The following is a 25436-nucleotide window of genomic DNA, read 5'->3' on the forward strand; positions in this document are numbered from 1 at the left end:
TCCGTAATTTTGGCTTTTTAAATCTTACGGCTAAATTAACAAATGTTTTTAGAAAATACAATAAATCACGCAAAACAAAGCGGCTGGATGGAAGTTATCTGCGGCTCGATGTTTTCGGGAAAAACTGAAGAGTTAATCCGCCGTTTACGCCGTGCAGAAATGGCTGGTCAAAACGTGGAAATCTTTAAACCAAAACTGGATACTCGGTATGCAGAAGAAGAAGTTGTTTCTCACAATCAAAATAAAATCCGAAGCACCCCTGTAGAAAGTCCAAGTGAAATTTTACTTCTGGGCTCCAACTGTCATGTAGTCGGAATTGATGAAGCGCAGTTTTTCGATGAAAGTATTGTTGAAGTTGCTAATAAACTGGCTAACAGCGGCATAAGAGTTGTCATTGCTGGTTTGGATATGGATTTTATGGGCAGACCTTTCGGACCCATTCCCAATTTAATGGCCACTGCGGAATATGTTACAAAAGTGCACGCTATTTGCAAAAGAACAGGAAATCTTGCGAATCATTCTATGAGAACTTCTGCCAATAAAGATTTAGTTCAATTGGGCGAAACAGATAGTTACGAAGCGGTGAGCAGAAAAGTTTTCAATGAAGAGTTTCTGAACAACGAAAATAAATGAATTATACCACCAAACAAATTGCAGAAATTACAGGATCCCAGTTCATTGGTGACGAAAATCTGCACATCAAAAATATAGCCTACGACAGTAGAACTCTATTTTCTGTAAACGACACTGCTTTTTTAGCTATTAATACTTCAAAAAATTCTGGCGAAAAATATATCGAATCTGCCATAGAGAAAGGAATTGATATCATTATTTCTGAACATCATTTTCCACAGTATGACAATATTACTTGGATCATTGTTGACAATTCTTTGAAATTTCTTCAAAAATTCGCAAAATATCATCTCCAGCAATTTTCATTAAAAACGATTGGAATTACGGGTAGTAATGGAAAAACAATTGTAAAGGAATGGCTCTATCAATCACTCTTTCATGATTATGCTACAGTGAAAAGTCCGAAAAGTTTTAACTCGCAATTAGGACTTCCGCTTTCTTTATTGGAAATTAATAAAAAACATCAATTAGGCATTTTTGAAGTTGGCATTTCAAAGCCTGAGGAAATGAAAATTCTCGAAGATATTTTCTCTCCTCAAATCGGAATTCTAACCCATATCGGTTCTGCGCATTCTTCCAATTTCGAATCTGTAGATGAATTGATAGACGAAAAATTAATCCTCTTTATAAATTCTAAAACGATTATTTTTAACGGCGATAATGAATTGGTTTATACCAAAATGAATCAATTCAATTCAAGTAAAAAATTAATATCATTTGGATTAAAAAATCATAATGATGTTTTTATTAAAAATAACTGGACCGATAAAACTCAAGGCCTCATTATTCAATATTTTGAGGAAGAGTTTTCTGTTCCAATTAACCAACGTGATGAAGCGACCATTAGCAATGCATTATGTGTGATTTCTACTTTGAAGGAATTTGGTTTTGAAAATTCAAAAATTATAGAGAAACTGAATGCGCTGAAATCAGTAGAAATGAGGTTGGAAAGCGTGAATGGTATTCGTAATAATCTGATTATCAATGATTCATTCAATTTAGATTTAGATTCTTTGAAAATTGCATTTCAGAATATTAAAGAATATAATAAACCCAATAAAACTTTAATCCTCACCGATTTTGTAGAAGGAAAAAACGCAGACCAACTTTATCAGGAAGTTTCCGCATTAACCAATGAGCAAAATTTCAAATCTGTCTTTTTAATTGGAGAAGAAATTACAAAATTTGAAAAACTTTTTCAGTCTACAACTTCCACTTTCAATAATACGACTGAACTCATTGAAAGCGCACATCTTAACCAAATAGAAGATCACTTGATTTTACTAAAAGGTGCCCGCAAATTTGAAATAGATAAGGTAAAATCTTACTTAGAACTTCAGAAACACGATACTGTTTTAGAAGTGAATTTGAATTCGATTTTACACAATATCAACGTTCACAAAGCACTTTTAAAACCAGAAACCAAAATGATGGCCATGGTAAAAGCCTATTCTTACGGTTTGGGTGGTTATGAAATAGCGGAATTTCTGCAACACCACCACATCGATTATTTAGGAGTTGCATATGCTGACGAAGGCGTTGATTTACGTAAAAACGGAATTACAACGCCAATTATGGTGATGAATCCGGAACAACACAGTTATAATATTATCATCGATTATAATTTGGAACCGGAAATATACAGTTTCCGTGTGCTTGAATTGTTCAATGAAAAGCTAGTTCAAAAAGGTATTCAACATCGATATCCAATTCATATTAAACTAGAAACAGGAATGCATCGTCTTGGTTTTAAGAAAGATGAACTGAGTGAACTCATTGAAAAGTTGAAGTTGATGAATGTGAAGTTAAAATCCATATTCAGCCATTTATCCTCTTCTGATGACGATGAGGAAAATGAATATACTTTAGAACAAATTCATATCTTTAATGAAAATTCACAGAAATTAATTAAAGGGATTAAAGAGCAACCAATACGGCATATTCTGAACACTTCAGGAATTGTAAACTTTACTGATTATCAGTTTGATATGGTTCGAATAGGGATTGGGATGGTCGGAATTTCTGCCAATGCTGAAATTAAAAAACAGTTAAAAAGCGCAGTTACTTTTAAAACGGTTATTTCGCAAATATCAGAAGTTAAAGCAGGCGAATCTGTTGGTTATAACCGAAGATTCAAAGCCATAAAAGATACCCGAATCGCAACAATACCAGTTGGTTATGCAGATGGAATTCCGAGATTAGTTGGCAATAATTCTGGTTTTGTAGGCATCAGAAAAGAACTTTTTCCTATCGTTGGCAATGTTTGCATGGATATGATGATGATCGATTTAGAGACTTCTTTAGTAAAAGAAGGTGAAGAAGTCATCATCTTTAATTCAAATCCTTCGCTAGAGGATTTTGCAGAATATTGTAAAACAATTTCTTACGAAGTTTTAACCTCAATTTCACGACGTGTAAAACGAATTTATATCAAAGATTAAATGAAAAACTATCTATCATTTTTATTTCTTTTGTTGCTGAGTTTTCAGGCGAAAAGTCAGGTTAAAGAAGGTTTCACTGTTCCATCTAATCCAAAAATAGGTTTATCACTTTCTGGCGGTGGCGCCAAAGGTTTCGCCCATATTGGAGTTTTAAAAGTTCTGGATTCTTTAGGAGTAAAAATTGATTATATCTCTGGAACAAGCATGGGATCTATTGTTGGTGGATTATATGCTTCGGGATATACGGGTAAAGAAATTGAAAAAATAGTCATGGATACGGATTTTTATTCGATTATTGCGAATGAAAAAAACCGACAGGAAACTTCTTTTTTCAATAAATCAGTTGATAAATACCTCTTGACTATTCCTGTTAAAAATGGTAAAATAAATGTGCTGCCTAAAGCAATTTCAACTGGTCAGAAAAATATTTATTTATTAAAAGAACTTTTTAAAAACGTTTCTACCATTTCTGATTTTTCTAAATTACCCATTCCTTTTATGTGTGTTGCCACAAATCTGGAGAGCGGCGAAATGCAGTTATTTGAAAGCGGGGATTTAGTGAGTTCGATCATGGCCAGTTCAGCCTTTCCTTCTTTAATGGATCCCGTAAAAATTGGAGATTCGCTTTATATTGATGGCGCAATGACGATTAATTATCCATCGAAACCATTAAAAGATAAAGGAATAGACATTGTAATTGGAGTAGATTTAAGCCAGGGATTAGCCAGCCGAAAAGATCTGCAATCTGCAATTTCAATCTTAAACCAGGTCATCGATTTCGGTATTCAGAAAGAAACAAAAAATCAGTATAAATACACGGATATCAATATTCATCCAAATCTGGAAGGGATGGGTGCTACCAGTTACGACATGAAACAAGCCATTTTGGACTCTGGTTATGTAGAAGCGCAAAAATATATAGAACCGCTTTCTTTACTCCCAAAAAAGGAAGATAAAAAACTTCGGGCACCTCTAAGTAATATTTACTCTAATGTCTATAAAATTGACAGTCTTATACTGGTAAACGACCATATTTTTAGAAAAAATTATGTGTTAGGGAAAATGAATTTGAAGGTTCCGTCACTTCAAACCTACGGCGGAATCAATAAAATGATTGATAAATTGTATGCGACCAATAATTACAGATTAATCAATTACGATATCATTCAACAAGATGATAAGAATTACTTACAATTGAACGTTACAGAAGATGATACTCGGTTTTTCCTAAAATTCGGATTGCATTATGATGAAATTTTTAAAACAGGCTTACTCTTAAATGCAACTGCCAAAAGACTTTTATTCCGAAACTCCACTGTTTCTTTAGATATTATTGTTGGAGATCAACCTCGTTATTATTTCAATTATTTTATTGATAATGGTTATATTCCTGGTTTAGGAGTTTACGCATCTGGAATGTCTTTAGATCTAAAGGATGATTCTGGGAATATTTATGAAAAATGGAATTGGTTCAGAAATGAAGTGTTTTTACAATCCATCTGGAGAGATAAATTTGCAATAGGTGCAGGTCTTAGTAATGATTATTTTGAAGCCAAGATTACAGGAGAAAATGGATATTCAAATCCGCAAAATTTCGTGAATGCCTATGCTTTTATTAAAAGCGATACCCGAGATGACCGTAGTTTCGCCACGAGAGGATTTTATTTAAATGTTGAAGGAAAAGTACTCGATATCTTAGATAAATTCGATGATGGTAAAATATTTCAACTGAAGGCAAACACGCAACTCAATTTTCCAGTAACAAATTGGCTCACCTATCGTCTTGGTTTATATGGCGGATTCACTATTGGTGATAACCTCAGTCCATATTATAATTACAGAATGGGTGGAATATTTGATCAAAATCTAGGTAATTTTGTTACATTTCAGGGTTATCAATTTGGGCAGTCTGTTGCACAAAACATATTAGTTTCATCCAGTACTGCACAGTTTAAATTAAATAAAAATTTCTTTGCAGATGCCAACTTCTCCTTCGCTAATCTTTTTAATGATTTAAATGTTGACGATATTTTACATGTTTCAGATTCTTCAGCAGGACTAACTGCTGGTTACAAATCACCGTTTGGTCAAATTAAAATTAATTACAGCCATTCATTAAAAGTAAAAAGAGGAATGTTCAGTGTAATTCTGGGACATTGGTTTTAAAAATATGATACAATTTTTCTTTGAAAATATCGCCCCAATAGAAATTGATTCTAGAACGACAGAGTGGTTAGGAGAACTTATCAATCAAGAAAGTAAAAAATTAGGTACGATCAATTACATTTTCTTATCAGATGAAGGTTTGCTAAAAGTAAATCAGGATTTTCTAAATCATGACTACTATACCGATGTGATCACGTTTGACTATGTAAAAGGCAAAACCATTTCCGCAGATATTTACGTATCTTTGCCCCGCATTTCCGAAAATGCAATGACGCTTTCCAAAGACTTTACTTCAGAATTAAACAGAGTTTTAGCCCACGGGATTCTTCATTTATGTGGTTACAAAGATAAAACCAATGAAGAACAGACGGAAATGCGCAACAAAGAAGATTTCTATCTCAATATTTTTTAGGAGCCTTTTCCCGCTGTCCGCTATATCTATTGTTTCGCTGCCGCTACACAATAGGATACCGCTTCCATCGGGGCTAAAGACCACGAAAATTAACCAAAAACTTAATAATGTTTCACGTGAAACATTTTAATAGATCAAAATGATAAACGAAATATACGACGTTATTGTAGTAGGTGCCGGACATGCTGGTTCAGAAGCAGCCGCTGCTGCTGCCAACTTAGGTTCTAAAACCCTACTCATTACAATGAATATGCAAACCATCGGGCAAATGTCTTGTAATCCTGCTATGGGCGGAATTGCAAAAGGGCAGATTGTTCGAGAAATCGATGCAATGGGAGGTTATTCTGGAATAATCGCAGACAAATCTGCTATTCAATTCAAAATGCTTAACCTGTCAAAAGGTCCTGCAATGTGGTCTCCAAGAACGCAAAACGACAGAATGCTCTTTGCAGAAGAATGGAGAATTGCATTAGAAAAAACTCCAAATCTGGACTTCTTCCAGGATATGGTGAAGAGTTTAATCATCGAAAATAATCGGGTTGCCGGAGTAATAACTTCTTTAGGACTTGAAATCAGAGGAAAATCAGTAGTACTAACCAATGGTACTTTTCTGAATGGATTAATACACGTAGGCGATAAACAACTTGGTGGCGGACGAATGGGCGAACCTCGCGCTTTCGGAATTACCGAACAATTAGTTTCACTTGGGTTCGAATCTGGACGAATGAAAACAGGAACTCCACCTCGTGTAGATGGACGATCACTTGATTACTCCAAAATGGAAGAACAAAAAGGGGATGAAAATCCTAAAAATTTCTCCTATTTAGACAATCCGAAATTAACCAAACAAATGAGTTGTCATATCGTTTATACCAACGAGACCGTTCATGAAATTTTACGCGAAGGTTTTGATAGAAGTCCCATGTTTAATGGAACTATTCAAAGTATTGGTCCAAGATACTGTCCAAGTATTGAAGATAAAATTAATCGATTTGCAGAGCGCGAACGTCATCAGTTATTTGTAGAACCGGAAGGTTGGCGAACTGTTGAAATCTATGTTAATGGATTCAGTTCTTCACTACCAGAAGATATTCAGTTAAAAGCAATGCGACATATCCCAGGATTTGCAAATGCAAAAGTATTCCGTCCAGGTTATGCTATAGAATATGACTACTTCCCTCCTACTCAATTGCACCATACTTTAGAAACTAAATTAATCGAAAACCTTTATTTTGCAGGTCAAATTAATGGAACAACGGGTTATGAAGAAGCAGGCGGACAAGGATTAATTGCCGGAATTAATGCGCACAATAAAGTCCACGATAAAGAGATATTTACATTAAACAGAGACGAAGCATACATTGGTGTTCTTATCGATGATTTAATTACGAAAGGTACTGATGAACCTTATCGTATGTTTACCTCCAGAGCAGAATATAGACTCTTATTAAGACAGGATAATGCAGATATTCGTTTGACAGAGAAGTCTTATAATTTAGGTTTAGCGAATGAAGAACGATTGATCAGAGTTCAGGAAAAAATTGATAAAAGCAATCAATTAGAAAGTTTCTTAAAAGACACTTCTCTAAAACCAGGAGTTATTAATCCAATTCTAGAAAGTATATCTTCTGCTCCTGTTGACCAGGCTTACCGTTCGGCTCAAATTTTAACCAGACCGAATATGACTTTGGAGAAATTAGAAGAAATCGATTTCATTAAAGAGGTTACGCATCAATACTCAACTGAAGTAAAAGAGCAGGCAGAGATTAATATCAAATACCGAGGGTACATTGAAAAAGAAAAAGATAATGTAGCAAAACTTACCCGTTTGGAAACCATTAAAATTGCCGACGATTTTGATTATGATAATCTTAAATCATTATCTGCAGAAGCCAAGCAGAAATTCAATAAAGTAAGACCAAAAACGATTGCACAAGCAGCAAGAATTAGTGGAGTCTCCCCTGCGGATATCAATATTTTATTAATCTATTTAAAATAATGTTTCACGTGAAACATTTACTAATTAAGTTTAAAATATTTTGTAGGTATTAAGAAATAATAATGAAAATAAAAGACCATTTTTTAACTCAGGAAGAATTCGAAATTAAAGAAACGGCAATTCCAGGAGTTTATAAAACCCAAAATATTCCGGCAAATATTTCTGCGTATTATGATAGCAAAGATTACATTTCTCATCATCAGGATTCTGGTTCTTTAAAAGTAAAACTTTATAAGTTTCTGCAGAATTTTAACCTGAAGTACAAAAAAAATATTTTATTTGATTTTGTAGGAAAAGATAAAACTGTTTTAGATTATGGATGTGGTGCGGGAGAATTTGTAAAATATATAGAAAATGATTTTGAAACTTTAGGTTTTGAACCAAGTGATTCGGCCAGACAGTATGCAACTCAAAAAGTAAAGAAAACTAAAATTATTAACAGTCTTGATTATATTCAAGATGAAACTTTGGATGCAATTACTTTATGGCATGTTTTCGAACACATCGAAAATCAGGACGAAATTTTAAAACAGTTTCACAATAAATTAAAAAAAAACGGAGTCTTAATTATCGCGGTTCCAAATCCAACTTCTTACGATGCTTTAAAATATAAACAATTTTGGGCGGCTTATGATGTCCCAAGACATATCTTTCATTTCTCAAAATCAGGAATGGAAAAATTAATGAACACCGATTCCTGGAAAATTAAAAAAGTAAAACCACTCCTACTCGATTCCTTTTATATTTCAATGTTAAGTGAAAAATATCAAAAATCATCACTTTCATGGTTAAAAGGTTTGATCTTCGGAGCCATTTCTAACGCTAAAGCATTAAAATCCGGCGAATTTTCCAGTTTGATATATATTATCGAAAAAAAATAGATAATTGATTTTTAATAGGTTTCTGAAGGTTAATTTTTAGTCTTTTTGACTAAAAATTAAGATTTCCTTACTTTTATAGAAATTTCAAAGTTTAAAAAAATAAAAAAAAAATAGAAAGCACAAATTTGAATTGATTTTTTTTAGAAATAAAAGTTTTATCAGTTGGAAATAAAAATCAAATTTTTAGAATTTTTAGAATCCTTGTAATTTTTAATAAACTCATATAAGAATTAATTTTCACTTTAAAATAAGTAGAAATTAAAAATATCTAATCTTCAGAATCAAAGCGAACTTTTTAAAAGTATTTATTCCTTCTTAAATTTTGTAGTTCAAATTATCTTTCACTCGATTTCAAAAGGATTCAAAAATTAAAAATAAAAAAGTTTCCTAGTACTAGGAAACTTTTTTCTATAATTAAACTAAAACTTTAGTTCAATATTAATTATTGATTGCTTTTACTCCAGGTAATTCCATTCCTTCTAAACTTTCGAGCATCGCTCCTCCTCCTGTTGAAACATAAGTTACTTTGTCATCATACCCGAACTGTTTCACAAATGCAACGCTGTCACCGCCTCCAACAAGGGAAAAAGCGCCTAACTTGGTTGCTTCGGCAATGCTGTCTCCCAATGTAACTGTTCCTGCTGCAAAATTAGACATTTCGAAAACTCCAATCGGGCCATTCCACAAAATAGTTCTCGAATTCATAATCACATCATGAAATATTTTCCTTGATCTCACACCTGCATCTAAGCCCATCCAACCATTTGGAATTTCATAAATGTCAACTTCTTTTTGTTCTGCATCGTTGTTGAAATCATTAGCAATAACAGAATCAACTGGTAAATAAACCGCTACATTCTGAGATTTGGCTTTCGCTAAAATTTCTAAAGCCAAAGTTTGCTTATCTACCTCTACCAAGGAGTTACCAATCTCGCCACCTAAGGCTCTAATAAACGTAAAAGCCATACCACCACCAATAATTAAATTATCAATCGCCGGTAACATATTTTCAATAATGGTAATTTTACTGGAAACTTTTGATCCACCTAAAATCGCGGTGATCGGTTTTTCACCACTTTTCAATACTTTATCAATCGCTTCTAATTCTTTCGCCATTAATAAACCGAAAAATTTAGTTGAAGGAAAATATTGTGCAATAACTGCCGTCGAAGCGTGTGCTCTGTGTGCAGTTCCGAAAGCATCATTCACATAAGCATCTCCTAGATCTGCTAACTGTTTTGCAAAATCTGCATCACCATTTTCTTCTTCATTATGAAAACGAACATTCTCTAATAAAAGAATTTCACCAGGCTGCAAATCAGCACTCATTCTCTTTGCTTCCTCACCAATACAGTCAGTGCAAAATTTAATTGATTTTCCTAAAACTTTTTCAATTTCACGAAGTATGTTTTTTAAAGAAAATTCTTCTGAAACTTTTCCTTTTGGACGACCTAAATGAGTCAATAAAATTACTGATCCACCGTCATTCAAAATCTTTTCGATCGTGGGTTTTACCGCTTGAATTCTTGTGTTATCAGTTACTTTAAAATCTGCGTCTTGCGGAACATTAAAATCCACTCTTACCAAAGCCTTTTTATCTTTGAAGTTAAAATCGTTAATTGTTTTCATAAAATTTTCTCCGTTTTTAAGTTTCACAAATTTACCATTTATTCCCTCGATTCAAAATTAAATTCGATTTAAAAATCCACAATCCACAAAACCTCATTTTATCTACATTACTTTCTTTTTATATAAATAAGAATATGAATGATGTTGTTGTAGTTCGGTAGTTTGGGGAGAAATAAATTTTAATTTTTCGTCCCATTTACTTCTGCCTTTAATCATACTTTATCCATATTTTAAATAGTTGATTATCATTTTAATATAGTGGTTGTTAACAAATGTTAATAACTCTGAATTAAAGTTAATATTTATAACCCAAATCTTAACAACTTTGGAATTGAACCCCAACAATTTTTTGAAAGAATATTCGGTCTTTTTGAAAACTAATGTCTATTATAAAATTTATTCAAATCTGAAAGACAATGTTCAATAAACTTATCAACATGAATTATGTACGTTGTCCCCAAGTTATTTATAAAGATGATAATGTTTATTGTACTGATCTATAATATATCGCATAACTCCACTTTAGATAGAATGATTACGAAGATTTAATCTGGAACAGAATATTTTTTATTTTATTAATGTTAAATTTGTCTGAATTGAATATTGAGTTTAAAGATCAATTATGAAAAAAATAGCAATTGCATGCGATCATGCCGGTTTCGAATACAAAGAAATCATTAAAAAACATTTGGAAGGTAAATTTGAAGTAGAAGATTTCGGCACTTTTTCCCCAGACTCTGTGGATTACCCCGATTTCGTACATCCAGCCGCAGAATCCATTGAGCAGGGAAGAAATGAATTTGGAATTCTTATTTGTGGAAGTGGTCAAGGCGTTGCGATTACAGCCAATAAGCATCAGAAAATACGGTGTGCCTTATGTTGGATGCCTGAACTTGCCAGTCTATCCCGTCAACATAACGACGCGAATATGATTGCACTTCCAGCGCGTTTTATCGCCAGCCAATTGGCTACAGATATTGTTGATACGTTCCTCAATACTCCTTTCGAAGGTGGAAGACATCAAAACAGAGTTGAAAAGATTTCGACTTGTTAAACCCTTCTTCTATATAAATACAATCCATAATAAATGGCAAAAGGAAAATACTTCTCAGATAAAAATAATCATAAACTACAGGAAATCGGGCGACTGATTCTTCGTTTTATGAATAATAATTCTTCGAAAATCTATAATTATAAGCAGATTTCAGACGGTATAGATTATAAAAATCCGAGACAGCGTGAACTGGTTATTCAGTCACTTCACAAACTACTTGCAGATCAAAGAATTAAAGAAGTTGACAAAGGAAAATATATCATTAATCTTAAGATTGAAGGAACTTTAACAGGTACTATCGATTTCAATCAGGCCGGAAATGCATATGTAAAAGTCGCTGGGTCCGATGAGGATATTTTCATTCATTCAAAAAATGTAAAAGACGCTCTACAAGGCGATACCGTACTAATTGTTACCTATAAATTTAAAGGTAAAAAAATGGAAGGTTCGGTATTGGAGGTCATGGAAAGAAAACGCGATCAGTTTGTGGGAACGTTTCAGTTCATTAAACATAAAGACTTTGGTTTTGTAGTCGGAGATAAAAAACACATTAATACTGATATTTTTGTTCCGCAAGGTAAAATTGGCGGAGCGCAGGATGGTGATAAAGTGGTCGTGAAAATGATCGACTGGAAAGCCGGAGATAAAAATCCTGAAGGTGAAATTATCAAAGTTTTAGGTGCTCCAGGCGAACACGAAACAGAGATTCATTCCATTTTAGCAGAATACGGATTGCCGTATGATTTCCCGGAAGAAGTAGAAAAAGAAGCCCAGGGAATCGACCGTAGAATTCATGATCATGAAGTTGCAAAACGCCGTGATATGCGTGGAGTCTGTACGTTTACGATTGATCCGAAAGATGCAAAAGATTTTGATGATGCTCTTTCTATTCAGAAATTAGACAACGGAAACTGGGAAATCGGAGTTCATATCGCCGATGTTTCTCATTATGTTACCCCGGGAACAATCATCGATACAGAAGCCTATAAACGTGCGACCTCGGTTTATCTGGTTGATCGCGTGGTTCCGATGTTGCCCGAAGTTTTAAGTAATGACGTTTGTTCACTTCGACCAAATGAAGAAAAATATACTTTTTCTGCCGTTTTCGAATTAAATGATAAAGCAGAAATTCAAAGTCAGTGGTTTGGTAGAACCATCATTTATTCTGACCGAAAATTCGCTTATGAAGAAGCACAGGAAAGAATCGAAACCCAGGAAGGTGATTTGGTTGAAGAAATTTTAACTTTAGATCGACTGGCAAAAATCATGAGAAAAGCCCGTATTGAAAACGGTGCGATTACTTTTGACAGAAGCGAAGTCCGCTTTAATTTAGATGAAAACAGTCAGCCAATTGGTGTTTATTTTAAAGTGAGTAAAGATTCTAATCATTTGATTGAAGAATTTATGTTGCTTGCCAACCGAAAAGTTTCTGAATTTATTTCCTTAAATAAGAAAGGCGCTCCGACGAATAATACTTTTATTTATAGAATTCACGATGATCCAGATCCGGCTAAATTAGAAGCATTACGTGATTTCGTAGGTACTTTTGGGTACACTATGGATTTAGCGAATACCAAAAAAGTAGCACAGTCAATTAACAAATTACTAAGTGATGTTAACGGAAAGCCGGAGGAAAATATGATTGAAACCTTGGCAATGCGTTCGATGAGTAAAGCGATTTACTCTACGGATCCGATTGGCCATTACGGTTTGGGGTTTGAGTACTATTCCCACTTCACCTCTCCTATCCGTCGTTATCCCGATTTAATTGCGCACCGTTTGTTGCAGCATTATTTAGATGGCGGTAAATCACCGCAAAAACAAGAGTTAGAAGATAAGTGTAAACATTGCAGTTCAATGGAAAAACTGGCTTCTGATGCTGAAAGAGATTCCATCAAATTCATGCAGGTTAAGTTTATGGAAAAACATTTGGGTGAAGATTTCACGGGTGTTATTTCTGGTGTTGCTGATTTTGGATTCTGGGTTCAGATTCCTGAAAACGGTGCAGAAGGTCTTATTAAATTAAGAGATTTAATGGATGATTCTTATTCTTACGATGCTAGAAGCCACGCGGTTTTTGGTAGTAGAACAGGAAATAAATACCAACTTGGCGACGAAGTTACGATTAGAGTAATGAAAGCCAATTTAATTCAAAAACAATTGGATTTCAAGATTGTTTAAATGACCGAGTATTATCGCAATTTTTAAAAGTATTCGGATTATTTCTGAATGCTTTTATTTTTTAGGAATGGTATGTAATATTTGGTCCGCTTTCCTCTATGTAACGTATTATTTTCCCGGAATATTTTTTAATTATGACACCATGAAAGACAGGAAAACAATCACCTATTAGTTAGAAGATGGTCTTTTTGGTTTTATGGTTATGAAAGATTACGTATTTTCGCAAAGCAATAATAACGAAATACTACGTAAGTAATTATGCTAGAACTTATACTTTCAGCCGTCGGATTAGGAATCATGTTGAGTATTGTTTTCATCGGGCCGATCTTTTTTCTGCTGATTGAAACAAGTTTCTCCCGCGGACCTAAACATGCATTTACCTTAGACTGTGGCGTCGTATTGGCTGATATTACCTGTATTGTGGCTGCCTATTTTGCCAGCGGCGACTTAGTAGAAATCATCGATAAACATCCGGGATTCTATCGGATTACGGCCTTTATAGTTTTCATTTATGCGCTTTATATGGTCGTTTCAAAAACGAAAATGCATTTGCCTGGTGAAGATAAATTAATCAATCAGAATTATTTTAAAACCTTTCTGAATGGTTATTTCTTTAATATTTTAAATATTGGCGTTGTACTTTTTTGGCTGGTAACGGTCATTTCAGTGCGGAATGCTTATCCTAAAACTGAAGATTTTCTTTTGTATATGGCACTTGTGGTCGGAACTTATCTGGTGATTGATTTCTTTAAAATTTATCTGGCTAAAATATTTCATGATAAACTGACTCAAAATGTGGCCAATCAAATTAGAAAAGGAGTTGGATATATTTTGGTGGCTTTCAGTATTTTTATATTCTTACAAAGTTTCAAAAAGTTCAACCAGTTCGATAAAAAATTAGAACAGGCAGAAAAGACCGAACAAAAACACATTCAATAATGAAAGAGATTATATTCCCAAAATCCTTGAAAAAAGGAGATCAGATTGCGGTAATTTCCCCAGCCGGATCGGTTGAAGAAAAGCAGTTGGAAAAGGGTTTAGAAATGATCCGTCAAAAAGGTTTTGAACCTGTTTCAGGCAAACATCTTTTCACGAAATTTTCTAACGGTTACAATTATGCAGGAACTGAAAAGGAGCGAATTTCTGATTTGAACTGGGCTTTTAACAATGGAAATATTTCTGCGATTTGGGCTTCAAGAGGCGGTTACGGTTGTCAACATTTATTAAGGCATCTGCAACTTTCAAAGTTTAAGGAAAATCCGAAATGGTATATTGGATATTCTGATAATACCGTGATTCAGAGTTTTTTACTAAAGAATAATTTCGCTTCCATCCACGGGCAGACCATTAAAACTTCAAGTTTCGGAGTGACCGATGAAAGTTACAATTTGATTTTTGATATTCTTAGTGGAGACAAACCAACTTACACTTTAGAGCATCATTCTTTAAATAAAAAAGGAACCGTTGAAGGTCAATTAATCGGTGGAAATTTAGCCTTGATTTATGCACTTTTAGGAACGCCCTATTCTTTCAGTTTTAAAGATAAAATCCTTTTTATAGAAGATATTGGTGAGAATTATTACGCCTTAGACCGAATGATGATGAGTTTGGAATTGGCCGGAGTTTTCAGAAAAATCAAAGGTTTAATTATTGGTGGAATGACCAATATGGGCGACGAAAAAGACAATAAAAACTACGAAGAAAGTTTCGATGATTTTGCTTACCAACTTATTTCTGACCGATTAAAAAAGTATGACTTCCCTACTCTTTTTGGTTTTCCGAATGGGCATATTTTAGATAACAGACCTTTAATTATCGGCGCAAATATCAACATGAAAATTGAGGATAAAATAATAGTTCAGTTTTAATTTAAAGGCAATAAAAATGGCAGAACACAATGATTTAGGAAATCTTGCAGAAGAACTTGCCGCCAATTTTTTAGAAGAAAAAGGTTATAAAATTCTGGTTAAAAATTTAAGATATCAGAAGGGAGAAATCGATATTATTGCCGAATTTAATAACCAAATAATCATTGTTGAAGTGAAAGCCAGAGGAAGCGATATTTTCATGGAGCCGCAGGAAGCCGTGACTAAAAAGAAAATAAAATCACTGGTCATGGTTGCCGACTTTTTTATGAAAGACAGGAATTTAAATAAGGAAGTTCGGTTTGATATCATCGCCGTTTTACCTGATGCAAAAGGAAGATTACAAATCACGCATCTCGAAGATGCTTTCCAAAGTTTCGACGCCAATTAACAGTAAATAAATTACTTAAAATGAAAACAGCACTCATCACCGGAGCCACCTCCGGAATCGGAAAAGCGACCGCAGAACTTTTGGCAAAACAAGGATTTAAATTGATTCTTTGTGGTCGGAGAACCGAAGTTTTAGATCAACTGAAAATGGAACTTTCGGAACATACCGAAATATTTAGTTTAAACTTTGATCAGCGGTATTTTAATGAAGTAGAAACTGCCTTTGAGTCCCTTCCTGTTGATTGGAAAAATATTGATATCCTCATTAATAATGCTGGGAATGCGCATGGTTTAGAATCTCTAATCGAAGGCAGCATCGAAGATTGGGATATGATGATTGATGGAAATGTGAAAGGATTATTATACGTTTCAAAAATGGTTATGCCCGGAATGAAATATAGAAATTCAGGACATATCGTTAATATTTCATCGGTAGCAGCCAGACAAACGTACGCAAATGGCGTTGTTTATTGCGCTTCAAAAAAAGCAGTCGATATTATTTCTGATGGAATGCGTTTGGAACTGACCGAATTCGGAATTAAAATCACCAATATTCAGCCCGGCGCTGTAGAAACTGATTTTTCTAAAGTCAGATTTAAAGGGGACGATGATCGTGCAAAAACCGTCTATCAAGGTTACGAGGCTTTGAAAGCAGAAGATATTGCCGACGCAATTTCGTACTGCATCAATGCGCCTAAACACGTTGCCATTTCAGATATGACGATTTATCCCAGTGCGCAAAGTGAACCGAGAACGATTCATAAAAAATAAGAATCTAAATTCAGATCTTGAATCCTGTTTATTATCTTTGCCACATGAAAATTCTCCACATCGAAACTTCCTCCAAAAACTGTTCTGTTGCTATTTCTGATGGCGAAGAATTACTTTGTTTATGCGAAGAAGTTTCTGAAAATTATAAACAATCTGAAAGTCTACATACTTATGTTGAGTGGGCTTTAGAAGGTGCAAAACTGACTTTAAAGGATATCGACGCCGTTTCATTGGGCAAAGGTCCAGGTTCCTACACGGGACTTCGAATTGGCGCTTCTTCTGCCAAAGGATTTTGTTATGGATTACAGATTCCATTAATCGCCATTAATTCTTTAGAAACGATGATAGAGCCGTTTTTAAACAAGGATTATGATTTCATCATTCCACTAATAGACGCGAGAAGAATGGAGGTTTATTCAGCCGTTTTTGAAGGAAATTCCGGACAGATGATTAGTGAAACCGAAGCCAAAATTTTGGATGAACAATCTTACCAGGAATATGTGGATAAAAAGATTCTTTTTGTGGGCGATGGTGCCAAAAAAGCAAAAGAACTTCTTCAACTTCCAAATGCGGAATTTAATGAAACCGTTTATCCATCGGCGAAGTACTTAGTTAAAAAAGCCGCTGAAAAATACAATAGAAAAGAGTTTGAAGATGTAGCGTATTTTGAACCCTTTTATCTGAAAGATTTTCAAGGAGTTAAAAAGACAAAAAGCGAAGAATAATCTTCGCTTTTTGTTTATTTCATCTTAATCTCTCTGAGATTGGCTTTAACTTGCTGCGGTTCAGTCGTATTGGGAGATCGTGGTTGAGGACTTTTGGTGTTCGCTCCTGGTGGAACTGGTGCCCCTGCACTTTCTGACTCTTCTATTTCCATTTCCTTCTGGTTACTTAGAGGAATTGGTGGAGCATTTAAATTTACTTTATTTCCTTCTGCATCTGAACTTTCAATTTCTAAATCACTTTTCAGATACTTCAGCATTTCCCGTGCTTTTTCACCTTCGGGAGTTTTAGCATAATTCAGTGCGATTTGTTCTAACTGTAAAATCATAATTTCTTTTCCAGCTGTTTTTCCAATATTGAAAGCATTTAGCAAAGAAAACTTAGGAACCAAAGCATCTTTCGGATATTTTTCCAAAGCACCATCGATTATGGTTTTACTTTCCTCAAACTTTTCTTTATCGTATAAATCAAATGCTTGAGCGTACAATTTCTCTACTTCTTCAGCTGATTGTGAGAATGAATTATTTTTAGGATTTCTTACAAATTCTGCATAAGAAGTATATGGAAATTCTGATAAAATCATCTCTTTCGCTCTTTCTGCTGCTGCAGGATTTTTCTCATAATTAAAGGCAAAAATCTGATACAATGCTTGCAATTTAATTTCTTCTTCCGGTGGAGTATCAACTAAATCATATAATGTTTTTGTCGCAAGTGGCGTGTCTGAAAAGAAGGTTTCATACATTCTACCAATACCTAAGGTGGCAGTATCCCGTGCTTTTTTCAAGGCTAAAATATCTTCTGTTTTAGTCGGAATTTTTTCAATATAGAATTCGGGTTCCAGTCTTCTAGGATCAGGTGCAGTTGCGATTCCCATGGCTTGATTTTTTAAATCTTCTATGGAACTGCTTCTTGCTGAAGTTCGCCAGTTATCATTTAAGGATCGGTTTCCCCAAAGTTGTTTAAAGGTAGATTCACCTTTTGCGACCGTTCCCAGATTGGCAAAATAAAACCCTCCTTTTCCACCACTGAATTCTTGAAATCCTCCCGTATTTCCAGCGAAAAGTGAATTGGCAGCATAATCTCCACTATCAAAACCTTTGCTTCTTTCTTCTTTTTTTCTTTCTAATTCTTCTCGAGCTTCTTTCGTTTTAATGGCCTCAATATGTTGATTAAAGTATGCGATTCTTTCGGCTTCAGGCATTTTAGTTAAAGCCAAAATACTGTCGTTTCTTTTAATTAAATAATAATTGGCAGATACTTTTTTGATGTTTGATGATTGTTCTTCCAATATAATTTTTGCAGGTTCATAAGTCATTACAGCCAATGAAGAATCATAAAAAGCACCTGCAGAAAGATAGTCGCTGTCTTCAAAATAAGCCTTTCCTATTTCGTAATACGTTAAACCCCGAACTTGCGGATCAGAAACTTTTTCCTTCAACGCTTTTGCAAAAAACTCTTTTGCTTCGTCTTTTTTTCCTGCTTTATTCGCCATTAAACCTAAAGCATAATAAAACTCATTTTTACGGGAACCATACGTTCCTTTTTTGCTGATTTTTTCCAGATAGTTTTTCGCTCTTTGGTAATCATCATCTTTACCATTAAATGTTTTCGCGATTTCTATTTGCGATTTCACTTCAAATTCAAAATCATTGGCATTTTTATAAGCAGTTGCAAAACTTTCTCTTGCTTCTTCATTTCTACCGAGATCTGTCAAAATCTGACCACGCAGAAATGCGATTCTACTTCTTAATTTTCTGTTTTTGTTAACGACATACGCATCATCAAGTTCGTTCACGGCATCTTGTTTTTTGCCGGAAGCGAGCAACATTTCAGAATAATAAATTTCTAAAAGTTTGCGGTATTCTTTTTTGATTTTGCTTTTTTTCAAATCAACGAAAACCTCTTCTGCGCGGTGATAATCTTCCATTTTAGAATACGCCTGTGCCTGATAAATACGAGCCAAAGGGATTCTTTTATCTTTCCGCATATTGGCAAAAACAAAGTTTAAGCCGTCTAATGCTTCTAAGGGTTTATTGCGGTATAATCTGGATTGTGCTAATAAAATATAAGCATCGAACATTTTTTTATTTTTCTCTTCACCCCCTTTCATCACTGAATATTTTGAGATGGCTTTCAATGCTTTTGCTTCGGAGATTTCTAAAATACTAGCACCTTTTTTGGTCGCAGGGTTTTGTCCAGGACTTCCCATAGAACTGTTGCCATTCATTGATCCCGAATTACCAAAAGATCCTGGAGGAGATGGTGGTCCAGAATTTCTACCTCTTCTTCCATTATCTGCTCTGGATTCCATGGGATCATTTCCAAACATACCTCCTGAACCTGACTGAAAATCAGTTCCCAGCGGTTGTTCATCGTAGGTCAGTAGTTGAATGTAAGGCGCGTAGAAATTGTCTTTATGGGCTTTATCTCTACTTTTTAATTCAGTTTCCAGAGCATCTTTACTGTTAAAGAGCGTATTGTAGTAAGAGAAAAATCCTTTCATAAAAGTAGAATCATTCGTCTTTTTTCGAGTAGAACACGAATTAAAAACAGTGATTGCTAAAAGGAAAAGTATCGTTTTTTTCATTATGAGGTAATAACTTTCAAATCAGTATTTTATTATTAAAAATACCAGTTAATTTTGGTAAAAATAATGATTTTTTGTTTTAAGAAGTAACTTGTTCGAAATCTTTTAGTAGGGAATATACCAAATGTGTTGGTAACCCCATAATCGTGTAAAAACTTCCTTGGATATTTTTGATTTTTGCCATTCCCAACCATTCTTGAATTCCATAACTGCCAGCTTTATCGAACGGTCTGTATTTTTGAATATAAAAATCTAATTCTTCATTATTAATGTCATCAAATTCTACATTAGCAACATCAGTTTTGGTAATGGTTTTTGTTAAAGTTTTCAACGTAATCCCAGTATAAACCTGATGCGTCTTTCCTGAAAGTTTTTGTAACATTTCTTTGGCGTGAACTTCATCATTTGGCTTTCCCAGAATCTCTTCGTTAAGCGCAACAATTGTATCTGCAGTGATTAATAATTCACCTTCATTTAAAAGACGAAAAGCATTTGATTTTAATTCCGATAGATAAGCCGCAATTTGATTGACTTCTAAATGGTCTGGATAAACTTCATCACAATCTACAGAAACGACTTCAAAATCAAAACCTAATTCATTTAATAATTCTTTTCTACGTGGTGAATTCGAGGCTAATAATATTCTCATATAATATTTGAAATCAATTAATTAAGTACTTTTTGTATCGTCGTCTAACCATTTTCCCTGAACTTTCATCACTTGTTCGATGACATCTCTTACTGCTCCTTTCCCACCCTGAATTGGTGAAATATAATCTGACATTAATTTTATTTCAGCAACCGAATTTTCTGGACAGGCAGAAATTCCAGAAATTTTCATCATTGGCATATCTGGTAAATCATCTCCCATGGTCAGAATTTCATCGTTTTGCAGATTGTATTTCTGTTTGAATTCTTCAAACTTTTCCAGTTTATTACCAATCTTGGCGTAATAATCAGTAATTCCTAAATAGTTGATTCTGTTTCTCACCATCGGATCATCACCGCCAGTAATTACACAAATAGGATAATTATACTTTCTGGCTTTTACCACGGCATAACCATCGAGTACATTCATGGTGCGACACATACTTCCATCGGGCATCAGATAAACACTTCCGTCTGTAAAAACGCCGTCTACATCAAATACAAAGGCTTTTATATTTTTTAAATTCGATTTATAACTCATACATTTTCTTTATCGATTCATTCATTATTTTATAAATTTTCAACTGCTCTTCATCATCAATTAATGCTTCGTGAAGTTTTAAAACTCTTTCGTCGTTTCGGATTGCAGGACCGGTTTGCGCTAATTTCGGTTCTAATATTTCAATTTTCTCCGTAGTTTCTTTAATTAAAGGTAAAAAATAGTCAAACGGAATTTCCTGTGAATCTGAAATTTCCTTGGCTCTAGCAAAAAGATGGTTCACAAAATTACAGGCAAAAACTGCGGTCAGATGGATATATTTTCTTTTCTCATAAGTTGAAACCATCACTTTTTCTGAAACTTCTAAAGCAAGATTCTTTAGCAATTCTACATCTTGTTCATCATCTGATTCTACGAAAAATGGTATTTCAGCGTAGTTGATTTCTTTTGATTTAGAGAAAGTTTGCAACGGATAAAAACTGGCTTTCCGGTAATTTCCTTCTAAAATTTCTTTTGGTAAAGATCCTGAAGTATGTGCCACCAAACAGTTTTCTTTAGTAATCATTTTTGAAACTTTACCTATAGAACTGTCGCTTACACAAATCAGATACAAATCGGCATCTTCTAAATGATTGGTGGAAAAAGGAATTTGTAATTGGTTGGAAATAAATTTTAAATCGTTTTCGTTTCGTCCAAAAATTTGGGAAACCGGGATTTTATTTTGTTGAAATGCCTTGGCTAAATGGTAGGCAACATTTCCCGAACCGATGATGACAATCTTCATAAAAAGGAATATGAACAAAGATACTTATTTTGGTTTGGACTAAAAATTGAAGTGTTATTTAACTTTTAAATATATTTACCATCCAAACAACGAAAGCATCTCAATGAAGATTCAGGAAGCCGAAATTATCGAGTTGATGTCAAGCGACAAATCCCGTGAAAAAGGAGTTCGCCTGATGATGGATGCTTATCAGAGCAGGTTATATTGGCATATACGGCGTTTTGTTGTTGATCACGATTTAGCACAGGATATTTTACAGGACACTTTTATCAAAGCTTATCAAAATTTTCTTCAGTTCAAACGAGAAAGTCAGTTATATACTTGGCTGTATCGAATTGCAACGAATGAATCTTTGCAGCAATTGAATAAGTTGAAGAAAATGCAGAAATCCGATGAGGGTTCTACCAATCATCTTCAGAATTTAGTGGCAGATAATGTGCAAGCAGATGCCGATGAAATTCAGATTTTATTGCAAAAGGCGATTAATACTTTGCCAGAGAAACAGAAATTGGTTTTCAATATGAGGTATTATGAAGATTTGCCTTATGAAGATATTTCGCAGATTTTAGAAATGTCGGTAGGAACTTGTAAAACCAATTACCACTACGCCAAACAAAAAGTAGAGGATTTTATTAAACAGAATTATACAGAATAAGACTTTAGAAATGAAAGATTTTGATATTGAAAAATTAAAACGAGAAAATGTTTTCACACAGCCAAACGGCTTTTATGAAGACATGCAAAGCAACGTGTTGCAAAAAGTTAAACCTGTATCACGTGGAAAAATCATCAATTTAAACTGGGCATATGGCGCAGCGGCTGCTGTAGCACTTTTAGTGGGAGTTAGTGTTGTGATGAATCAAGATCCTATTGTGGAAACACAATCAATTACAAAAGTTGTTCCTACAACGAACTCATTGCCAAATGATAAGATTCAAAAAGAAGAAGTCGTAGCATTGCAAACTTTAGAAAAAGATTTAACTTCTATAGAGCAGACTCATCCAAAGGAAAGTACAAAATCTGATATGATTTCAAAAAAAGGAAATGTAAGTTTTGCTGATCAAAAGAATCAAAAAACAACACAAAATCCTGAAGTTCAGGTCGATCAAATATTGGCAAGTTTTACTTCTGCAGAATTAGCAGATGTGGGAAGAAATACAGAACAGGACATTTATTTGGATTTGTATAATTAAGAAAAAAATGATGAAAAAGATATTAGCAGCAATAGGCTTTATATTAGCAGTCCAGTTTAGTTTCGCACAACAACTGACTTATGACTGGAAAAGCATGAAGCCAGAGCAAAGAAAAGAAGTGATTCAGAAAATGAATCCAAATGAACGAAAGGCGCTTTTGAAAGAGTTTCGGGAGAAAATGATTGTCTCTGAATTAGGAGTTTCCCAAAATAGTCAACCGGAGTTTCTAAACCTTTACACTGAGTATCAGAATAAACAAAACGAGATTAAATCTAAGTTTAGCCTTAATGAAAACTATGATACTATGAGTGATGAGGAAGCAACAAAGCAACTAAATCAAAGTTTCGAAGTTGGTCAACAACTGCTGGATAACAGAAAAAACTACGCACAAAAATTCATAAAAGTGATCTCTCCGCAACAAGTGTTAAAAATGTATCAAACGGAAGGTCGAATGCGAAACAAAATTTTAGATAAAAAAGAAGACGGATCCAGAAATTCTGGTACGCAGCGTAGACGCTAATAATAGTTTATTTTTTTAATGTGTGAGCGACCTCTATGATTTTTTTATAGAGGTCGTTCTTTTTCAGGCAGGATATAAAATAAATATTACTCTTGCTCTCTTTTGATTTTTAAAACGAAGTAAAAATTTCGTCAAAAGTAAATTTTGAGTTTGAAGAAAAAATGATTATTTTCTATTCACTTTCATTACCTTTGCAGATTACGATAATTATAGATGAAAAACATACGGAATTTTTGCATTATTGCGCATATTGACCACGGTAAATCTACTTTGGCAGACCGACTTTTGGAATATACCAATACGGTAACTTCTAGAGAACTCCAGTCTCAAACGCTGGATGATATGGACATTGAAAAAGAGCGTGGAATTACTATTAAATCACACGCCATTCAAATGGATTATGAATTAAATGGGGAAAAGTATGTGCTCAACCTGATTGATACTCCAGGACACGTAGATTTTTCTTACGAAGTTTCCCGTTCAATTGCTGCTTGTGAAGGTGCCCTTCTGATTGTTGATGCGGCACAAAGTATTCAGGCACAAACGATAAGCAATTTATATTTGGCTCTGGAAAATGATTTAACCATTATTCCCATTTTAAATAAAATCGATTTACCTTCTGCAAATCCGGAAGAAGTAACCGATGAAATCATGGGTTTAATTGGATGTGAATATGAGGATGTTTTACGCGTTTCTGGGAAAACGGGCGAAGGGGTTCACGAATTATTGGAACATATCGTAAATAGAATTCCAGCACCAGTTGGAAATGAAGATGGACCATTGCAGGCACTGATTTTTGATTCGGTATATAATCCTTTCCGTGGAATTGAAGCCTATTTCAAAGTCGTTAACGGAAGCATTAAAAAAGGACAGCGAATTAAATTCATGGCGACCAACAAAATGTATGAAGCTGATGAAGTTGGAACTTTAAAATTAAAACAAACGCCTAAAGCCGAAATTAAAACCGGTGATGTTGGGTATATTATTTCTGGGATTAAAGATGCTCGTGAAGTAAAAGTAGGAGATACGATTACTACTTTTGAAAAAGGAGCGACAGAACCAATCGACGGTTTTGAAGAAGTGAAACCAATGGTTTTCGCCGGGATTTACCCAATCGAATCGGAGGATTTTGAAGAACTGCGTTTCTCTTTAGAAAAACTTCGTTTGAATGATGCGTCTTTGGTTTTCGAACCAGAAAGTTCTGCAGCACTTGGTTTCGGTTTCCGTTGTGGATTCCTCGGAATGCTTCACATGGAAATTGTACAGGAAAGACTGGATCGTGAATTCAATATGGATGTTATTACGACTGTTCCTAACGTTTCTTACCACGGTTACACCAAACGTGATCCAGATACCATGATCTTGATCAACAACCCTTCAGAAATGACGGATCCTATGTTAATGGATCGTGTTGAGGAGCCGTTTATTAAAGCGTCCATCATTACCAAATCAGATTATGTAGGCGCTGTGATGACCTTATGTATCGAAAAAAGAGGGGAGATTGTAAACCAAAGTTATCTGACTTCCGATAGAGTAGAGTTGGTTTTCAATATGCCTTTGGCAGAAGTTGTTTTCGATTTTTACGACCGTTTAAAATCGGTTTCCAAAGGTTATGCGTCTTTCGATTATCATCCTATTGGCTTCCGTGCTTCCAAGTTAGTGAAGATGGATATTCTAATCAATGGAGATATGGTTGATGCACTTTCATCTTTAATTCACGACAGCAACGCTTATTATATCGGTAAAAGGATGTGTGAGAAATTACGCGAATTAATTCCTAGACAACAGTTTGACATAGCAATTCAGGCTGCTTTGGGAGCCAAAGTTATTGCGAGAGAAACTATTAAAGCCTTAAGAAAAGATGTTACTGCAAAATGTTATGGTGGAGATATTTCGCGTAAGAGAAAACTTCTTGAGAAACAGAAAGAAGGTAAGAAGAAAATGAAACAAATCGGTAGAGTAGAGGTGCCACAATCTGCATTTATGGCGGTGTTGAAACTGAACGATTAACATTTTCTAAGAAATAAAATAAAAAGGAGTAAATTAATTTTTACCCCTTT

The 25436-nt window shown here is 34.4% G+C and carries 22 protein-coding genes; 17 read left to right on the plus strand and 5 right to left on the minus strand.

The features are described from left to right. Window positions 1-42 precede the first annotated feature (42 nt). From PUH65_RS02580 to PUH65_RS02605, 6 genes are all read left to right on the plus strand, one after another. Window positions 43-633 (plus strand): thymidine kinase, encoded by a 591-nt coding sequence (locus PUH65_RS02580; RefSeq protein ID WP_305518315.1) that lies wholly within the window; start codon window positions 43-45, stop codon window positions 631-633. Further along, a complete protein-coding gene (locus tag PUH65_RS02585; RefSeq protein WP_305518316.1) occupies window positions 630-3074 on the plus strand; it encodes a bifunctional UDP-N-acetylmuramoyl-tripeptide:D-alanyl-D-alanine ligase/alanine racemase in 2445 nt (814 codons plus the stop codon). The genes PUH65_RS02580 and PUH65_RS02585 overlap by 4 nt, the downstream gene beginning before the upstream one ends. Beyond that, complete coding sequence (locus PUH65_RS02590; RefSeq protein ID WP_305518317.1) at window positions 3075-5240, plus strand: patatin-like phospholipase family protein; 2166 nt, start codon at window positions 3075-3077, stop codon at window positions 5238-5240. 4 nt (window positions 5241-5244) lie between these two features. Then, complete coding sequence (gene ybeY, locus PUH65_RS02595; protein ID WP_305518318.1) at window positions 5245-5652, plus strand: rRNA maturation RNase YbeY; 408 nt, start codon at window positions 5245-5247, stop codon at window positions 5650-5652. Between the two features lie 139 nt (window positions 5653-5791). Then, the gene (mnmG, locus tag PUH65_RS02600) at window positions 5792-7651 is read left to right on the plus strand and encodes a tRNA uridine-5-carboxymethylaminomethyl(34) synthesis enzyme MnmG (RefSeq protein WP_305518319.1); all 1860 of its coding nucleotides are present in this window, start codon (window positions 5792-5794) and stop codon (window positions 7649-7651) included. A gap of 62 nt (window positions 7652-7713) precedes the next feature. Further along, entirely contained in the window at window positions 7714-8532 is an 819-nt protein-coding gene (locus PUH65_RS02605; protein WP_305518320.1) for a class I SAM-dependent methyltransferase, read from the plus strand. A gap of 438 nt (window positions 8533-8970) precedes the next feature. Here the strand turns inward: PUH65_RS02605 and pgk are convergent, their stop codons facing one another. Then, window positions 8971-10161 (minus strand): phosphoglycerate kinase, encoded by a 1191-nt coding sequence (pgk, locus tag PUH65_RS02610; RefSeq protein ID WP_305518321.1) that lies wholly within the window; start codon window positions 10159-10161, stop codon window positions 8971-8973. A gap of 622 nt (window positions 10162-10783) precedes the next feature. Here pgk and rpiB point away from each other — a divergent pair. The 7 genes from rpiB (at window position 10784) to tsaB (ending at window position 17147) form a co-directional block, all read left to right on the plus strand. Continuing rightward, the gene (rpiB, locus tag PUH65_RS02615) at window positions 10784-11215 is read left to right on the plus strand and encodes a ribose 5-phosphate isomerase B (protein WP_305518322.1); all 432 of its coding nucleotides are present in this window, start codon (window positions 10784-10786) and stop codon (window positions 11213-11215) included. Between the two features lie 33 nt (window positions 11216-11248). Continuing rightward, window positions 11249-13396, plus strand: coding sequence for a ribonuclease R (gene rnr / locus PUH65_RS02620; protein WP_305518323.1), 2148 nt, complete (start codon window positions 11249-11251; stop codon window positions 13394-13396). A 258-nt stretch (window positions 13397-13654) separates the two neighbouring features. Then, on the plus strand, window positions 13655-14335 hold the full coding sequence (locus tag PUH65_RS02625) for a LysE family translocator (protein WP_305518324.1): 681 nt from the start codon (window positions 13655-13657) through the stop codon (window positions 14333-14335). Then, on the plus strand, window positions 14335-15264 hold the full coding sequence (locus tag PUH65_RS02630) for an LD-carboxypeptidase (RefSeq protein ID WP_305518325.1): 930 nt from the start codon (window positions 14335-14337) through the stop codon (window positions 15262-15264). Before PUH65_RS02625 ends, PUH65_RS02630 begins: the two co-directional genes overlap by 1 nt. 16 nt (window positions 15265-15280) lie before the next feature. Further along, the gene (locus PUH65_RS02635; protein ID WP_305518326.1) at window positions 15281-15652 is read left to right on the plus strand and encodes a YraN family protein; all 372 of its coding nucleotides are present in this window, start codon (window positions 15281-15283) and stop codon (window positions 15650-15652) included. Window positions 15653-15672: 20 nt separating this feature from the next. Next, complete coding sequence (locus tag PUH65_RS02640; protein WP_305518327.1) at window positions 15673-16422, plus strand: SDR family NAD(P)-dependent oxidoreductase; 750 nt, start codon at window positions 15673-15675, stop codon at window positions 16420-16422. A gap of 44 nt (window positions 16423-16466) precedes the next feature. Then, window positions 16467-17147, plus strand: a complete 681-nt coding sequence (tsaB, locus tag PUH65_RS02645) for a tRNA (adenosine(37)-N6)-threonylcarbamoyltransferase complex dimerization subunit type 1 TsaB (RefSeq protein ID WP_305518328.1) — start codon at window positions 16467-16469, stop codon at window positions 17145-17147. A gap of 14 nt (window positions 17148-17161) precedes the next feature. On the opposite strand, the gene PUH65_RS02650 is transcribed toward tsaB, so the two are convergent. The 4 genes from PUH65_RS02650 to PUH65_RS02665 form a co-directional block, all read right to left on the minus strand. After that, window positions 17162-19732 (minus strand): heme biosynthesis protein HemY, encoded by a 2571-nt coding sequence (locus tag PUH65_RS02650; protein WP_305518329.1) that lies wholly within the window; start codon window positions 19730-19732, stop codon window positions 17162-17164. A gap of 79 nt (window positions 19733-19811) precedes the next feature. Continuing rightward, on the minus strand, window positions 19812-20381 hold the full coding sequence (locus PUH65_RS02655; RefSeq protein WP_305518330.1) for a Maf family nucleotide pyrophosphatase: 570 nt from the start codon (window positions 20379-20381) through the stop codon (window positions 19812-19814). A 21-nt stretch (window positions 20382-20402) separates the two neighbouring features. Continuing rightward, window positions 20403-20921 (minus strand): HAD family hydrolase, encoded by a 519-nt coding sequence (locus tag PUH65_RS02660; protein WP_305518331.1) that lies wholly within the window; start codon window positions 20919-20921, stop codon window positions 20403-20405. Then, window positions 20911-21663, minus strand: a complete 753-nt coding sequence (locus PUH65_RS02665; RefSeq protein ID WP_305532355.1) for a Rossmann-like and DUF2520 domain-containing protein — start codon at window positions 21661-21663, stop codon at window positions 20911-20913. Before PUH65_RS02665 ends, PUH65_RS02660 begins: the two co-directional genes overlap by 11 nt. A 103-nt stretch (window positions 21664-21766) precedes the next feature. Between PUH65_RS02665 and PUH65_RS02670 the strand changes: the two genes are divergently transcribed. The 4 genes from PUH65_RS02670 (at window position 21767) to lepA (ending at window position 25386) form a co-directional block, all read left to right on the plus strand. Beyond that, window positions 21767-22318 (plus strand): RNA polymerase sigma factor, encoded by a 552-nt coding sequence (locus tag PUH65_RS02670; protein ID WP_305518415.1) that lies wholly within the window; start codon window positions 21767-21769, stop codon window positions 22316-22318. Window positions 22319-22328: 10 nt separating this feature from the next. After that, entirely contained in the window at window positions 22329-22856 is a 528-nt protein-coding gene (locus PUH65_RS02675) for a hypothetical protein (protein ID WP_305518332.1), read from the plus strand. Window positions 22857-22863: 7 nt separating this feature from the next. Further along, entirely contained in the window at window positions 22864-23376 is a 513-nt protein-coding gene (locus tag PUH65_RS02680) for a hypothetical protein (RefSeq protein ID WP_305518333.1), read from the plus strand. 213 nt (window positions 23377-23589) lie between these two features. Further along, entirely contained in the window at window positions 23590-25386 is a 1797-nt protein-coding gene (gene lepA, locus PUH65_RS02685) for a translation elongation factor 4 (protein ID WP_305518334.1), read from the plus strand. Window positions 25387-25436 lie beyond the last annotated feature (50 nt).

This window comes from Kaistella sp. SH40-3, from assembly GCF_030686865.1.
Lineage (GTDB): Bacteria > Bacteroidota > Bacteroidia > Flavobacteriales > Weeksellaceae > Kaistella.

What these genes read in the sequence shown, in the direction of transcription:
- PUH65_RS02580 (WP_305518315.1), top strand. Translation starts at nt 43, where the DNA reads ATGTTTTTAGAAAATACAATAAATCACGCAAAACAAAGCGGCTGGATG.
- PUH65_RS02585 (WP_305518316.1), top strand. Translation starts at nt 630, where the DNA reads ATGAATTATACCACCAAACAAATTGCAGAAATTACAGGATCCCAGTTC.
- PUH65_RS02590 (WP_305518317.1), top strand. Translation starts at nt 3,075, where the DNA reads ATGAAAAACTATCTATCATTTTTATTTCTTTTGTTGCTGAGTTTTCAG.
- ybeY (WP_305518318.1), top strand. Translation starts at nt 5,245, where the DNA reads ATGATACAATTTTTCTTTGAAAATATCGCCCCAATAGAAATTGATTCT.
- mnmG (WP_305518319.1), top strand. Translation starts at nt 5,792, where the DNA reads ATGATAAACGAAATATACGACGTTATTGTAGTAGGTGCCGGACATGCT.
- PUH65_RS02605 (WP_305518320.1), top strand. Translation starts at nt 7,714, where the DNA reads ATGAAAATAAAAGACCATTTTTTAACTCAGGAAGAATTCGAAATTAAA.
- pgk (WP_305518321.1), bottom strand. Translation starts at nt 10,161, where the DNA reads ATGAAAACAATTAACGATTTTAACTTCAAAGATAAAAAGGCTTTGGTA.
- rpiB (WP_305518322.1), top strand. Translation starts at nt 10,784, where the DNA reads ATGAAAAAAATAGCAATTGCATGCGATCATGCCGGTTTCGAATACAAA.
- rnr (WP_305518323.1), top strand. Translation starts at nt 11,249, where the DNA reads ATGGCAAAAGGAAAATACTTCTCAGATAAAAATAATCATAAACTACAG.
- PUH65_RS02625 (WP_305518324.1), top strand. Translation starts at nt 13,655, where the DNA reads ATGCTAGAACTTATACTTTCAGCCGTCGGATTAGGAATCATGTTGAGT.
- PUH65_RS02630 (WP_305518325.1), top strand. Translation starts at nt 14,335, where the DNA reads ATGAAAGAGATTATATTCCCAAAATCCTTGAAAAAAGGAGATCAGATT.
- PUH65_RS02635 (WP_305518326.1), top strand. Translation starts at nt 15,281, where the DNA reads ATGGCAGAACACAATGATTTAGGAAATCTTGCAGAAGAACTTGCCGCC.
- PUH65_RS02640 (WP_305518327.1), top strand. Translation starts at nt 15,673, where the DNA reads ATGAAAACAGCACTCATCACCGGAGCCACCTCCGGAATCGGAAAAGCG.
- tsaB (WP_305518328.1), top strand. Translation starts at nt 16,467, where the DNA reads ATGAAAATTCTCCACATCGAAACTTCCTCCAAAAACTGTTCTGTTGCT.
- PUH65_RS02650 (WP_305518329.1), bottom strand. Translation starts at nt 19,732, where the DNA reads ATGAAAAAAACGATACTTTTCCTTTTAGCAATCACTGTTTTTAATTCG.
- PUH65_RS02655 (WP_305518330.1), bottom strand. Translation starts at nt 20,381, where the DNA reads ATGAGAATATTATTAGCCTCGAATTCACCACGTAGAAAAGAATTATTA.
- PUH65_RS02660 (WP_305518331.1), bottom strand. Translation starts at nt 20,921, where the DNA reads ATGAGTTATAAATCGAATTTAAAAAATATAAAAGCCTTTGTATTTGAT.
- PUH65_RS02665 (WP_305532355.1), bottom strand. Translation starts at nt 21,663, where the DNA reads ATGAAGATTGTCATCATCGGTTCGGGAAATGTTGCCTACCATTTAGCC.
- PUH65_RS02670 (WP_305518415.1), top strand. Translation starts at nt 21,767, where the DNA reads ATGAAGATTCAGGAAGCCGAAATTATCGAGTTGATGTCAAGCGACAAA.
- PUH65_RS02675 (WP_305518332.1), top strand. Translation starts at nt 22,329, where the DNA reads ATGAAAGATTTTGATATTGAAAAATTAAAACGAGAAAATGTTTTCACA.
- PUH65_RS02680 (WP_305518333.1), top strand. Translation starts at nt 22,864, where the DNA reads ATGATGAAAAAGATATTAGCAGCAATAGGCTTTATATTAGCAGTCCAG.
- lepA (WP_305518334.1), top strand. Translation starts at nt 23,590, where the DNA reads ATGAAAAACATACGGAATTTTTGCATTATTGCGCATATTGACCACGGT.